A 13866-nucleotide genomic window follows, 5' to 3' on the forward strand; every position below is an offset into this window, starting at 1 on the left:
AATTACGATTGCGCCGCTATAAAGGCGTCGATCGCTTGCTGAAACGCATCAGGCTGGTCGGCATGCAGCCAGTGGCCAGCGTTTTTGAGGGTGACCAGCCGCGCCCGAGGCAGCACTTCACGCAGCGCTGGCAGCATATCATCGCTCACGTAGTGGGAATCAGCACCTCGCAGTACCAGCGTTGCACCCTCAAATGGGGAATCACCATCGGGCTGCCCGATAATGGCTTCATAGCCGCGTTGAATTTCATCCAGACCAACCCGCACGCCCATCACGCCATTCTCGTCACGCACCAAGTTAGTCGCCAAGAATAGCCGTGTGGGGCGAGAATCGACGTGTTCTGCCAGCAAAGCGTCTGCTTCGCGGCGATTGGTTGGCTTGCCTTTTCGTACTTGCTCCAGGGCAGCAAACACATCGTCATGGCCGTGCTGATAGGCCACCGGGGCAATATCAGCCACCATGAGCGATAGGCAACGCTGCGGCGCTTGGCGCGCCAGCGTAATGGCTACCTTGCCGCCCATGGAGTGGCCTAAAATATGCGCTTGCTCAATACCCAGCTTATCTAACGCTGCCAGCACATCCTGGCTCATGGCGCTATAGCTCATGCCTTCTGCGTGTGGGGAGCGTCCGTGATTACGCAGGTCCACCGCCACTACCCGGCGCTTGCGCTGCCACACTTTCAAATGCGAGCGCCAATTATCGGCACTGCCGAGCAAGCCATGAATCACGACCAGCGGCTGGCTATCCGCGTCGGCGTCAGCAGGCAGGTCAATCGCGTAAAGATCCACGGGGACATTGTCGGTCATGCTATTTCCTTATCGGTTAAGCGGTTCGCGGCGCAGCATCGTCCTGCCCTGTCCATACCACCAAGCGGCGCGTTAGCCAGGCAAGCAGCAGACCATAGAGGGGCAGGAAGAACAGCAGGCTAATGCCCAGCTTAATGGCGTAGTCAACGGCAGCAATTTCTACCCAGTGCTGAGCCATAAAGGGGTCAGGACTGTTATAGAAGGCGGTGGCAAAGAAGGCAAACGTATCGGCAAGATTGCCCAGAATGGTCGAGCACACAGGTGCGACCCACCACGCCCACTGGCGCAGGCGGTCAAACACCTGCACATCGAGCAGTTGCCCCAATACGTAAGCAAGGAAGCTGGCAACTGCAATGCGGGCAACAAACAGGTTCCACTCGCCGAGTGCCTCAATGCCGGCAAAGCTGCCGCGTGGGAAGATCACTGACACCACGTAAGACACCAACAGCGCCGGAAACATCACGCGTAGGATAATCGTGCGGGCTGGCCCTTTACCAAATAGGCGCACCGTTAAGTCGGTGGCTAGAAAGATAAACGGAAAGCTGAACGCACCCCAGGTGGTATGAAACCCAAACAGCGTAAACGGTAGCTGCACCAGATAGTTACTGGCAGCAATGATGGCGATATGGAAGGCGACCATTACCATGAGGCAACGGCGATGCTGAGCGTCGGTTAAAGCAAACATACAGATTGGCCTTTTTTTGGTTGATAGAGGGGTTAGGGAACCCTCGAAAAAGCGCGTTGAGCGCCACTGGGGCGCGCATTATACGCGTTCCTCACGGCAAACGCACAAAGCCGCTCATGGGGTTGGGCGGCTTTGTGCGTGGTTTGAGCGTGGCAGAGAAGATGCTTATTAGCTATCGGTGGAGGTTGCTTGATCGGCAGCACCCACGTTGCGTTCACGCATCGCTGCATGCACATCTTCCAAACTGGTGGGGTCATCAATGGTAGAGGGAATGCCGAAGGATTTTCCATCGGCGATATTGCGCAGCAGTTTGCGCAGTATCTTGCCCGAGCGGGTTTTGGGCAACCGGTTCACTATCAGCACCTGCTTAAAACAGGCGATGGGGCCGATATGTTCACGCATGCGCTCAATCAGTTCTGCTTCCAAGGTTGCTTCGTCGCCATTAAAGCCATCTTTGGGAATCACTAGCCCCACTGGTAGCTGCCCTTTTAGTTCATCATGAATACCGATTACCGCACATTCCGCCACTGCCGGATGCGCGCCCACTACTTCTTCCATCTCACCGGTAGAAAGGCGATGACCCGCTACGTTAATCACATCATCGGTGCGCCCCATGATGAACAGGTAGCCCTCCTCATCAAAGTAGCCGCCGTCGCCGGTTAGGTAATAGCCAGGGTAAGCGGCCATGTAGGCACTGTGAAAGCGCTGCGGATCACGCCATACACCCACCAAACACCCCGGCGGCAGCGGCTGCTTGATGACGACGCTGCCCTGTTGCATGGCGGGCGCCTGTTCGCCGTCGCGGTCCAAAATCTGCACGTTGAAACCAGGCACAGGGTAAGTAGCAGAGCCTGCTTTAGTGGCCGTTACTTCGATGCCTGGTAGGTTGGCGGCAATTGGCCAGCCGGTTTCAGTTTGCCACCAGTGGTCGATGACCGGCACATCGAACAGGTCATCCAACCAATGAAAAGTCGGTGGATCTAAGCGCTCACCAGCAACATATAAGTGCTGCAGGCTGCTGATATCGTACTTTTCCAACTGCTTGGCGTCAGGGTCCTCTTTTTTGATGGCCCGAAACGCTGTTGGGGCGGTGAAAAAACTCTTCACTTTGTACTCATCAATCAAACGCCAAAACGCTCCCGCATCCGGTGTTTTCACCGGTTTACCTTCATACACTACCGTGGTACAGCCACGCAGTAGCGGTGCGTAAACAATATACGAGTGCCCCACGACCCAACCCACATCCGAGGCGGTAAACATCACATCGCCTGGATTAAGGTCGTAAATCACTTCCATCGAATAGGCCAAGCGACCGCATAGCCGCCAGTGTCTCGCACCACGCCTTTGGGCTTGCCAGTAGTGCCGGAGGTATAGAGCACATACAGCGGGTCGGTGGCTTTCACGGGTACGCAATCCACAAAGGGAGCATCCGCCACCAGCTCGTGCCAGTCCACATCGCTGGGTTGTAACTCTGCACGATGCGCTGCGCGCTGAAATACCACGCAAGCATCTGGCTTGAAGCTGCTCAGCGAGATAGCTTTTTCGACAATGGGCTTATAGGGCAGCACTTTATCAACTTCGACTCCACAGGAAGCAGCAATCACTACTTTCGGTTCGGCATCTTCAATGCGAGCTGCCAGCTCGTGGGGCGCAAAGCCGCCAAACACTACCGAGTGCACCGCGCCTAAACGGGCGCAGGCGTACATGGCAATCAGCGCCTCAGGCACCATGGGCATATAAATAATGACACGGTCGCCTTTGGTTACCCCCAGCTTGGCAAGACCGCCAGCAAACCGCGCCACCCGGTCGCGTAGCTCAAGGTAGCTAATGGTTTGCTTGGATTGAGTAACCGGTGAGTCCCAATAAATGGCGGGGTGATCACCGCGCCCTTGCTCAACGTGGCAGTCAATGGCGGCATAGCAAATATTCAGTTCGCCATCGCCAAACCAGCGAGCGTGCTGCTGGTCGTCATAGGTAAGGATGGCGCTAGGCGGCGTGTACCAAGGCACCCTCTGAGCCTGTTCGGCCCAAAAGGTGTCCGGCTGTTCGATAGAGTGCTGGTAGGTATGCTGATAGAGGCTCATGGTGACCTTGTGATTATTGTGTCGGTTGATAAGCATCTTCGAAGCAAAGATGAATTGTTGACACTTTATAAAGTAACCATCAATTTCACCCTCATACTATGGGATAAAACGCGACCAAAGCCGTAGCCAAACGCAGACATTGTCGACAAAAAAGCCTTCACTACCATTGATAGAGCGTTAAACCCATATTTGGACAAAAACCGCTAAATTACTGATCATTAAACAACCCAATCCTCGCGACGCGACGATGGCCACATAATCTATAACAACGCTGTCACTACAGTGTAGGCAAGGAGATCCTCATGTCTGCTTCTACTAGCGCCGCTGAACGTCTTCTGGAACATAACTGTCATGCTATTGAAGCAGGCACTAACCTGCTCAAAGCGTTGGCGAATGAAAAACGCCTGCAGATCCTGTGTTTGTTGGCAGAAAAAGAGCTGTCGGTAACGCAAATTAATCAGCAGCTTTCATTGAGCCAGTCGGCGCTTTCTCAGCACTTGGCGATTTTGCGTCGCGACCAGTTGGTCAATACGCGGCGGGAGTCTCAAACCATCTATTATTCACTCAGCAGCGAAAGCGCCAAGGCAATTATTAACACCCTGGCGCAACACTATGCTGCCTAGTATTGGGCACTCAGTCTTGGCTACTTAGCACTCGCTGTTCAAGCGAATCTAACGACGCTGCCAGCCTGCCGCGTCGATCACGCCCAGAGCCTTCACCATGGCATGCTCCACGCCCGCCGATACCGCTAGCCCGACCTTGCGGCTGATGGTTTTCGGCGGCTCTAGCTTCACACGATACACCTGGGCTTGGGCGATACGCTCTACTAAATAGGCCTCGCTGGTTCCCACGCTATCCACCAGCTTCTGCTCTAATGCTTCACTGCCGTACCAAATCTCTCCGGTGGCAAGTTTTTCAATATCCATATCGGGCCGATGCTTAGCCACGTAAGTTTTAAATAGGCGGTGAGTGTTTTCTAGGTCATCGATAAATTTCTCACGCCCTTCTTGGGTGTTTTCCCCGAGCACGGTCAACGTGCGCTTATATTTACCGGCAGTAAGTAGCTCAACATCGATATCGTTGCGTTTGAGAAGGCGATGAATATTGGGCACCTGGGCGACCACGCCAATAGAGCCAATCACCGCAAACGGCGCGGCTTTAATGTGGCTGGCGGTACAGGCCATCATGTATCCACCGCTGGCGGCCACTTTGTCGATGCATACCGTGGTGGTGAGCCCCGCTTCTCGCAGCCGGTCCAATTGAGCAGCGGCTAAGCCATAGGCGTGTACCAGACCACCTGCTGATTCCAAACGCACAATGACTTCATCATCAGTGCTGGCCACCTCAATCACCGCCGATACCTCTTGGGCGAATTGCTCGGCTTGCGAGGCTTTAATATCGCCATGGAAATCCAGTACCCATACTTTTTGGGTGTTTTGGGCCTCGCTCTTGTCTTTCTTGGCCGCCTTTTGCCGGGCTTTCTCTTCGTGGCGAAACGCTTTAACCAGTTTTTTACGCGCCCCCTGGGCAGTTGTGGTGACACGTAACCGCCGGTTACGCGCTCGGCGCTGATCATTCAGAGATTCAACATGCAGTTTTAGGCCATGCTCGTTGCTCTCTTTACCGCGCAGCACCAGTAAAACCAGCAGGCCAGCCGCCAACATTACCAGGGTTGTTTGCAGTAAGAATGTGCCCATTTCTGCGAGCCATTCAGCCATTGTCACTCTCCTATTACGGTGTTTAAACGTTTAAAACAATTACCTTTTTTTACTATCTGGCACGCATACTCTACATACGTTGCACACGAGGCTTGATTAAAACAAATGTTTGAAATAGTCTCGTCTTAGGCATTACCTGATGTTTCCCATTAACGCTTAGGAACTTACCTATGTCATCCACTACGCTTGAAAAGTTGCAGTCCCGCTTTAACCCAGAGGCTGCAAAAGGTATGAACGAGGTTTTCCAGTTTCATTTTTCTGACGCCGGTAGCCACTATCTGGATATTCAGGACGGCACACTCGGGGTACACGAAGGCGAACACGATGATCCGTCGGTCAGTCTAAGCATGAGCACCGACACACTAAAAGGGATTATGAACGGTGACATTAACGGCATGACAGCCTTTATGACCGGCAAGCTGAAAGCCACCGGTAACGTGATGCTGGCAACCAAGCTTACTAGCCTGTTTCCCAGCCAGTAAGCCCAGCATTAGCGCCACTTGGCCAAGTGAGTTTCGATCAAGTCTCGCGAAATAGAGTAAGGCGGCGGCAGCGACGGTAACTGCCGCGGCGAAAACCACGCGGCGTCGCTAATTTCCACGCCATCAATTCTGATGCGCCGCGTGGTGGCTTCGGCAAAAAAGCCAAACATCAGCGAATGCGGAAAAGGCCACGCCTGACTATGGTGGTAACGCAGTTGGTCCACATGCACGCCCACCTCTTCAAATATCTCTCGATGCACGGCCTCTTCCGCCGACTCCCCAGGCTCAACAAACCCTGCCAAAGTAGAGTAACGCCCAGGTGGAAAACGCGGGCTACGGGCTAGCAGCATCGCTTCTCCACTGGTCACCAAAGTAATGATACAGGGCGAAATACGCGGATAGTTACGATGACCGCAGGCATAGCAGTGCATCGCGAACTCTGCTTCAAGCTTGGTCGCCTTTTCGCCGCAGCGGCCGCAGAAGCGATGGTTCTCAAGCCAGGCGCCTACCTGCAAGGCCGTTGAGAGCAGACCAAACCAGGAGGCAGGCAGTTCCCCTAGCCACTGGCGTCCGTCAATCCAGTCATCGCCCGGCTTATTCTCCACCAGCAGCGCCACGGGCTCATCGTGCCAGTAGCACAGCGGCTGCATGTGTTCGTTCCAGGGCTGAAACGGCTGGAGCGGGCTTAGCTCTCCGGTTAATGGTGCTGGCGCAATATGGCTACGAGAAACGCGGACCACCCGCCCTTCTCTAGCATGATGAGGAATTTCACGTTTAAGCATCGGCAGTTGTACCGTCTAACGGTTCTTGAAACCAGCGCAACTGGTGCGCTTCGCACTTAGCTTGATGGGCAGCACGCTCTTCATCGCTTGGGCGCACTACCCGTAACTGGCCAGGTGTTAACGACAGTCGCTGCACCGACAGTCCTTCATTAGCCTGGTTTTGCTGATTTTTTTCGCCACCGCTGTCGGCATCTAGCGTAAGCGCCGTTTGTCCCCCCGTCATTGCTAGGTAGACATCAGCCAGGATTTCGGCGTCTAACAGTGCTCCGTGAAGTACCCGGTGACCATTATCAATATCGTACCGCTTACACAGCGCATCCAGACTATTACGCTGGCCGGGGTGCATCTCCCGTGCCATGACGAGCGTATCCAGAATCCGACAGTGGTCCCGCACTGGGCCTAACGCGGGAGCTTGGCGGCGCTTATTAAGCATGCCTAGTTCATGATCAATAAAGCCAACATCGAAGGGTGCGTTATGAATGACTAGCTCAGCCCCTTCAATAAACGCCCAAAAATCATCTGCAATTTCGGCAAAAACCGGCTCGTCGGCGACTTTAGCGTCATCAATACCGTGTACCGCCACCACTTCTGCATCAATATGGCGCTCTGGGTTGATGTATTGGTGGTAGGTGCGCCCGGTAAAGCGTCGATTAATCATCTCGACGGCACCGATCTCTACCAGTCGGTGGCCATCTTTGGGGTCAATGCCGGTGGTTTCCGTATCTAGGATGACTTGGCGCATGCCGCTCTCCTCTGGTGTTCATCGATGGCTTCATTAGCCAACTCATCTGCACGCTCATTACCAGGATGACCACTGTGCCCTTTTACCCAGTGCCACTCTACTTGATGCCGCTGGGTTTCTTCGTGGAGGGTCTTCCAGAGCTCAGCATTTTTCACGGGCTGCTTGGACGCCGTTTTCCAACCGCGCTTAATCCAATTATGGATCCACTGGGTAATGCCCTGGCGTACATATTGCGAATCGGTCCATAGCGCGACACAACATGGCTTGTTCAAGGTGCGCAGTGCCATGATCGCCGCCATTAACTCCATGCGATTGTTGGTTGTCTCGGCTTCATAGCCTTTCAACGTTTTTTGATGGGGGCCGCTTTCTAACACTACCCCCCAGCCACCTGGGCCAGGATTGCCTCGACACGCCCCGTCGGTATACACCGTAACCTGAGGCAGCCCCTCGGCTTCTTGCTTACTCACGCTCGCTGTCCTTTTTTTGACGACATTGCTCTGATAACTGGTAGCGCGCCGAAGCGCCGGTTCGAGTCGCACCTAGGGTTGATGATGACACAGGCGCACGTAAGCCAAATTTAACGCGTTGAATGGGGGCGTGACGTTGACGCCGCTGCGCCTGGATCATGTAGCCTTCACCAAGAGGGAGGTTGTGCCTTCTCCCCCAAGCTTCCCAAGGTTCGCCACACTTAGCGTTCACTAGGCCACGAAAACAGCAATAGTCTACGCGCTCCACCTCAAAGTCGACAAACGCCAGCCAGTCGCGCAGCCGGTTAGCGCTTCGCCATCGCCCGTTCCATGGAAACTGAGCCTGTTTCTTACGCCAGCGCTGTGTAATCCCACTAACGCTGATAGGATTAAAGCCAAACAGCACCAAAACGCCGTTATCTGCCGTCACCCGCGCAGCCTCTTGAAGGGTATAGTGGGCATCAGAGACATGCTCTAGCCAGTGGTGTAACACCATGGTGTCGATGCAGCGGTCTGGCAGTGCCAGCTGGCCTGGCGGGCACACTAGGCTTGATGAAGATACAGCAAGGGCGCGAGTGGGTGCCCAGCGAATCATGTGAGGAATGGCTGACATCGTCATTAACGCAGGTCCCATGCTCATCTCTAAGCTATGCCCGCCTTTGCGCCCCTCTACCAGCGGCCCTAAACAAGCTCGTTGAGTTTCCCACAAAGCTCGGCCCGCCTCTGTTTGCCAGTACGCCTGGCTCTGAGCCATCCGCTGAGCGAGCATCGGTGCCATCGACGAATTTGACATGAACAGCGCTTCCCTCCAAAGTAACTGACTTTTAGCGACGTTGGCGCCAGTACACTCGCGCCCAGTTAAATATTGAATTTTAGTGTCCACTTATCCAGTTACGGTCACTACTATTACTTTATTTCACCGATTACTTATTTCGAATTTCAAAGGATCTCGCCCATGATGAGCGTGACACCGATTCCCGCCCTAAGCGACAACTATATTTGGCTAATAAGACAGGATACCAGTCAAAGTGTTTGCGTGGTGGACCCCGGTGAAGCCGCGCCTGTCATCGAGTTCCTCGAGCGTGAATCGCTCACTCTGGATACCATTCTGATTACTCATCATCATCAGGACCACACTGGCGGACTAGATGCGCTAGCCAAGCGCTATTCACCCCGTGTGATTGGTCCTGACAACCCCAGCATCAAAGGAATTGATGAGCGAGTGGGCGAAGGGGACCAAGTACGCATTATGGGGCGCCTGTTTGAAGTTATGGCCACTCCTGGCCATACGCTTGATCACATTAGCTACTTTACGCCGGGTATTCCTGGCCTGCTTTTCTGCGGCGACACGCTATTTTGCGCCGGTTGCGGACGCTTGTTTGAAGGCACCCCAGAGCAGATGTTTACTTCATTGAACCGCTTTGCGGAACTACCTGAAGATACCCTGGTCTTTGCAGCACATGAATACACGCAGGCGAACCTGACGTTTGCACGTGCTGCCGACCCTGATAATGATGCTGTTACGCATGCACTGCAGGAGTGTGAGAAGGCACGGATGTTAGACCGGCCTACTTTACCCAGCACGATAGGACGCGAGCTGAAAATCAACCCCTACCTGCGCGTGGGCACCGATAGCGTGCGCCAAGCGGCAGGCTCTCAGGGGGCAAACGATGATGACCTCGCCACGTTCACCACTCTACGGGAGTGGAAGAACCGTTTTTAAGAACGCTATCGAATAGAAACGAACCAAACTATGACCTATCGAACGATTCGCCAGCGCTTACTGTTAAGCGCTGGCAGTACCGTAATAATGGGCCTTTTTCTGGCCGCTGCGGCAAACTCTCAAGCCTCTGCCACTGACACAAACCGCACCTATACCACTGCTAATGACACATCGATGGACGATGGCAACCAGAAAAATGCCAATCGTTTTCAGCCTACTGCGTTGCATCACCACTTCTGGGAAGCCCTTGTGCTTGAACCCCAAGATGCCTGGAGCTCGCTACGCTCAAGCTTCCAATGGCAGGAAAAAAAAATTGCCTGCCGATGCTCAGGCTAGAGTCGATGAGTGGATTGAGTACTACCGCTCCAGCCCGCATAACATCGCGGCTATTACCGAGCGCGCCACCCCTTGGCTTGCCTGGATTGCGCAGCAGGTCAGCGACCGCGGCCTGCCCGGCGAAATTGCCCTAATTCCTTTCGTTGAAAGCTCGTTCGACCCCAGTGCGCGCAGTCACTTAGGTGCTGCTGGCCTGTGGCAGTTTATGCCAGGCACCGGCGATGCCTTAGGGCTGGTGCGTAACGGCAACTATGATGGCCGTTTGGATGTTGTGACTTCGACAGAAGCCGCGCTAGATTATCTAGAGATGCAGGCAGATCAGTGGTACGAAGGCGACCTGATGCTATCACTGGCGGCTTACAATGCTGGCGCTGGCACCGTGAACCGGGCTCAGCGCCAAGCACAGAGCCAAGGGTTGGATGGCAAATACTGGGATCTTTCCCTCCCCCACGAAACCATGCAGTACGTACCTAAGCTCAAGGCAATTGCGACGATTATTAACGACCCAGAGAAGTACGGTGTCAGCCTGCCGGATATCCATCCAGACCCCGCGTTTGCGAAAGTTCAACTGGAACAGCCGGTGAGCTTAGCCCAAGCCTCCCAGCTATTAGATGTCAGCCAGTCCGCGCTGGCCGAGCTAAATCCTGGCCTGCTGAATGGCAGCCTCGACCCACGCAGTGCACAGACGCTTCTAGTGCCTGAAGAAGTTGATACTCAGGTATTAGCTCAGCTTTCGCAGTCAGACGATGCTGTGCTTGCCTCGGCCAGCACGCCTTCCGTGCATCGCGTTGAAAGAGGCGATAATCTTTCTGCTATCGCCGCGCAGTATAATCTTGATCAGCAAGACTTAATCAGGTGGAATGCTATAGATCGCCCGGAAGCACTGCAGCCAGGACAGCTGCTGTCGCTCTCTGGTCGTTAACACTCTCTGGCTACTAACGCATCAGATCAGTAGTTTAGAATTAAGGCTTTGCAAGGTGTTCACCTAGGTTTTGTTACTACAGGAAGTTGCCAATGCCACGTGGTGTGATGTTCACTAAAACGCTTTTGCTAATAAGCGGCTTGCTGCTGAGTGTGTCGCTATCTGCTTCAGATGAGGCCGTTGACACCACCACTACTGCTGTTGAAACGGTGCATGGGCTATCGCTTTACGATAGCCCGGAATTGCCGGAAGATTTCGCCTACTTTCCCCACGTTAATCCGCAAGCTCCTAAAGGCGGCTCCATTACACACACCGCCGTAGGCGGTAGCTTCGATTCCACCAATCCTTTTATTATTCGCGGAACGCCCGCCACCGGCATTTCTCAAATTTATGACACGCTGATGGCCAGCAACCCCAATGAGCCGTTTAGCCTTTATGGCTTACTAGCGAAAGGCGTGCGCCTGGATCCTGAGCGCCGCTGGATTGAGTTCGACCTACGTGAGGAAGCCCGCTTTCAGGATGGCGAGCCGGTCACTGCCTACGACGTAGTATTCTCCTTTGACTTGCTACGTGAAGAGGGTAACCCCTTCTATGCCAGCTATTATGCGGGCGTTGAGCAAGTCATCGCTATAAACGAACATCAGGTACGCTTCGAGTTCAACGATACCGAGTCTCGGGAGCTGCCGCTGATTGTGGCCCAGCTACCCATTTTGCCCCGCCACTACTGGGAACCCCGCGACTTTAGCGCGCCTACCCTGGCGGCCCACCCTGGCTCTGGCCCCTACCGGATTAGCGAAGTGGACCCAGGGCGACGCATTGTGTACCAGCGCAACGAGACCTACTGGGGCAAAGATCTGCCGGTCAACGTCGGCCGTTACAACATCGACCGTGTGGTATACGAATACTATCGAGACCGGGATATCGCCTGGGAGGCGTTTAAAGCCGGGTTAACAGATTTCCGTATTGATGCCCGCGCAGCCACCTGGGCCATTGGCTACAACTTTCCCGCCTACCAAGATGGCCTGATTAAGCGCATCACCGTTCCTGATGTAAACCCGTCGATGATGCAGGCGTTTGTCTTCAATCTCCGCGAAGAGAAATTTCAAGACCCACGGGTGCGTGAAGCCTTGAGCCTGACGTTCGACTTCCCCTGGTTAAACACCAATATTTTCTATAACACCTACGCTCGCACGGAGAGCTTCTTCCAAAACTCGGAAATGGAAGCCATCGGCGAACCCTCCGAGGCTGAACTGGCGTTGCTCGAACCGTTTCGTGATGAGCTGCTGGCATCTCATCAGTCAGAGCGGCTTTTCACTGATCCACTCCCCATTGAGCATCCGGTGGAGCTTCGTGAACGCTTAAGGCTAGCGCTTGAGCTTCTGCGTGAAGCGGGTTACCGCGTCGATGATGGCGTACTGGTTAATGCTGAAGGCCGCCCACTCTCGCTGGAGGTACTGCTTTACGACTCCGGCTTAGAGCGCGTTGTGCAGCCCATGCTGCGGAACATGGCGCGCTTGGGTATTCAGACCTCCCTACGCATTGTCGATATCAACCAGTACCTTAACCGCGTACGGGATTATGACTACGACATAGTGATCAGCCACTTCCCGCAATCCAATAACCCCGGTAACGAACAGCGGGACTACTGGACCAGCGCCGCCGCCGAAGCGCCGCAAAGCCGCAATCGGATGGCACTGGCCCACCCCGCCGTTGATGCCCTGGTGGAAGAGATCATTCGGGCAGAAGACCGCGAGTCACTGGATACCGCTACCCGCGCCCTTGATAGGGTGCTGCGCTGGGGCTTTTATGTGATCCCCCACTACCACTCCGGCGAGACACGCATTGCAGTATGGGATAAGTTTGGTTACCCGGAACCATTTCCCGCCTACGCCATGGATTTAGATGCCTGGTGGGTAGATAGCGAACGTGAAGCAGCGCTGCAGCGACGTAATCGTCGCCGCTAGCGTTTGTCGTTGCGGCTGACCTTCGTTTATCACAATCGCTCACAACAATAGCCTGTTTACATCATTTCGTGGAGTGCACTGTGGCACGTTATACCCTACGCCGACTGCTACTAATGATCCCGACTCTGTTCGGGATCATGCTGCTTAACTTCATGATTGTGCAAGCCGCCCCCGGCGGGCCGATTGACCAAATGCTGGCGCGTTTTGAAGGCGCTAACGCCATGGCCAGCACACGGCTGGATATGGGCGGTGCCGATGTACAGGTCAACGATGACTCCCGCGGGGCGCGCGGTATCGACCCGCGCTTTATCGAACAGTTGGAGCAGCAGTTTGGCTTTGATAAGCCTGCCCATGAACGCTTCATCGGCATGATGGCGGACTATCTCACCTTGGATTTCGGCACCAGCTTTTTTAGAGACAGGCCGGTGATTGACCTGATGATCGAGCGGCTGCCGGTGTCGATCTCCCTCGGTTTATGGACCACCCTGCTGGTCTATGTGATTTCCATTCCGTTAGGCATTCGTAAAGCCCTGCGCCACGGTTCACGCTTCGACGTATGGACATCGGGGCTGGTCATTGTCGGGTATGCGATTCCTGGTTTTCTGTTCGCCATTCTACTAATCGTACTGTTTGCTGGCGGCACCTACCTGGACTGGTTCCCGCTACGCGGGCTGACCTCGCCGGATTTTGCCGAACTATCCGCTTGGGGCAAAGTGAAAGACTACTTCTGGCACATCACCCTGCCGGTTATCGCGGCGGCCATTGGTAGCTTCGCCACCCTCACCATGCTAACCAAAAATAGCTTTCTGGATGAAATCCATAAGCAGTATGTACTCACTGCCCGAGCCAAAGGCGCCGATGAGCAGCGCGTGCTGTATGGGCACGTCTTTCGCAATGCCATGCTAATTATTATCGCGGGTCTGCCCTCGGCAATGATCGGTATTTTCTTTACCGGCGCGCTGCTGATCGAGGTGATTTTCTCCCTGGATGGGCTGGGCCTGCTGGGCTTTGAAGCGGTCATGCAGCGTGACTATCCGGTAATCTTCGGTACGCTGTTTCTCTATACCGTCATCGGGCTGCTGCTCAAACTGATCTCGGACTTAACCTATGTGTGGGTTGATCCGCGTATCGATTTCGCGTCGAGGGAGTCTTAAT

Annotated in this window: 12 protein-coding genes and 2 pseudogenes; 6 read left to right on the forward strand and 8 right to left on the reverse strand. The window is 54.4% G+C overall.

Translation table 11 applies throughout. From position 1 onward, the window contains the following. Nucleotides 1-2: 2 nt before the first annotated feature. From A3220_RS06200 to A3220_RS06210, 3 genes and pseudogenes are all read right to left on the reverse strand, one after another. Complete coding sequence (locus A3220_RS06200) at nt 3-806, reverse strand: alpha/beta fold hydrolase (protein ID WP_062373812.1); 804 nt, start codon at nt 804-806, stop codon at nt 3-5. Nucleotides 807-822: 16 nt separating this feature from the next. Then, nucleotides 823-1491: a 7-cyano-7-deazaguanine/7-aminomethyl-7-deazaguanine transporter gene (locus A3220_RS06205; protein ID WP_044629142.1), complete on the reverse strand. Its 669-nt coding sequence runs from the start codon at nt 1489-1491 to the stop codon at nt 823-825. Nucleotides 1492-1659: 168 nt separating this feature from the next. After that, nucleotides 1660-3575: pseudogene (locus A3220_RS06210) on the reverse strand (propionyl-CoA synthetase). Nucleotides 3576-3877: 302 nt separating this feature from the next. Between A3220_RS06210 and A3220_RS06215 the strand changes: the two are divergent. Then, nucleotides 3878-4198 carry a metalloregulator ArsR/SmtB family transcription factor gene (locus tag A3220_RS06215; RefSeq protein ID WP_044629143.1) on the forward strand — a complete coding sequence of 107 codons (321 nt, stop codon included), beginning with the start codon at nt 3878-3880 and terminating at the stop codon, nt 4196-4198. Between the two features lie 48 nt (nt 4199-4246). Here A3220_RS06215 and sohB read toward each other — a convergent pair whose 3' ends face one another. After that, entirely contained in the window at nt 4247-5293 is a 1047-nt protein-coding gene (gene sohB, locus A3220_RS06220) for a protease SohB (RefSeq protein WP_058577916.1), read from the reverse strand. A 170-nt stretch (nt 5294-5463) separates the two neighbouring features. On the opposite strand from sohB, the gene A3220_RS06225 reads away from it, so the two are divergent. Continuing rightward, nucleotides 5464-5775, forward strand: a complete 312-nt coding sequence (locus A3220_RS06225) for an SCP2 sterol-binding domain-containing protein (RefSeq protein WP_054641124.1) — start codon at nt 5464-5466, stop codon at nt 5773-5775. 8 nt (nt 5776-5783) lie between these two features. On the opposite strand, the gene nudC is transcribed toward A3220_RS06225, so the two are convergent. Genes nudC through A3220_RS06245 form a run of 4 tightly spaced genes read right to left on the reverse strand, consistent with a single transcriptional unit; the run spans nt 5784 to nt 8559 of the window. Beyond that, complete coding sequence (nudC, locus tag A3220_RS06230) at nt 5784-6557, reverse strand: NAD(+) diphosphatase (protein ID WP_062373814.1); 774 nt, start codon at nt 6555-6557, stop codon at nt 5784-5786. After that, nucleotides 6550-7299 (reverse strand): DNA polymerase III subunit epsilon, encoded by a 750-nt coding sequence (dnaQ, locus tag A3220_RS06235; protein WP_062373817.1) that lies wholly within the window; start codon nt 7297-7299, stop codon nt 6550-6552. Before dnaQ ends, nudC begins: the two co-directional genes overlap by 8 nt. Beyond that, nucleotides 7281-7766 carry a ribonuclease HI gene (gene rnhA / locus A3220_RS06240; RefSeq protein ID WP_062361160.1) on the reverse strand — a complete coding sequence of 162 codons (486 nt, stop codon included), beginning with the start codon at nt 7764-7766 and terminating at the stop codon, nt 7281-7283. Before rnhA ends, dnaQ begins: the two co-directional genes overlap by 19 nt. Next, on the reverse strand, nt 7759-8559 hold the full coding sequence (locus A3220_RS06245) for a methyltransferase domain-containing protein (RefSeq protein ID WP_054645080.1): 801 nt from the start codon (nt 8557-8559) through the stop codon (nt 7759-7761). Before A3220_RS06245 ends, rnhA begins: the two co-directional genes overlap by 8 nt. Nucleotides 8560-8721: 162 nt before the next feature. Here A3220_RS06245 and gloB point away from each other — a divergent pair, with 162 nt between their 5' ends. The 4 genes and pseudogenes from gloB to A3220_RS06265 all read left to right on the forward strand — a co-directional run bounded on the left by gloB (nt 8722) and on the right by A3220_RS06265 (nt 13865). Beyond that, nucleotides 8722-9489 (forward strand): hydroxyacylglutathione hydrolase, encoded by a 768-nt coding sequence (gene gloB, locus A3220_RS06250; RefSeq protein ID WP_054641122.1) that lies wholly within the window; start codon nt 8722-8724, stop codon nt 9487-9489. Nucleotides 9490-9519: 30 nt separating this feature from the next. Next, nucleotides 9520-10747, forward strand: a pseudogene (locus tag A3220_RS06255) (transglycosylase SLT domain-containing protein). 92 nt (nt 10748-10839) lie between these two features. Further along, nucleotides 10840-12711, forward strand: a complete 1872-nt coding sequence (locus A3220_RS06260; protein ID WP_062373820.1) for an extracellular solute-binding protein — start codon at nt 10840-10842, stop codon at nt 12709-12711. 80 nt (nt 12712-12791) lie between these two features. Next, complete coding sequence (locus tag A3220_RS06265) at nt 12792-13865, forward strand: microcin C ABC transporter permease YejB (RefSeq protein WP_062373823.1); 1074 nt, start codon at nt 12792-12794, stop codon at nt 13863-13865. Nucleotide 13866: the final 1 nt, after the last annotated feature.

Origin of the sequence: Halomonas sp. KX33721 (genome assembly GCF_001596805.1) — a bacterium.
In the GTDB taxonomy this organism is placed as follows: domain Bacteria; phylum Pseudomonadota; class Gammaproteobacteria; order Pseudomonadales; family Halomonadaceae; genus Vreelandella; species Vreelandella aquamarina.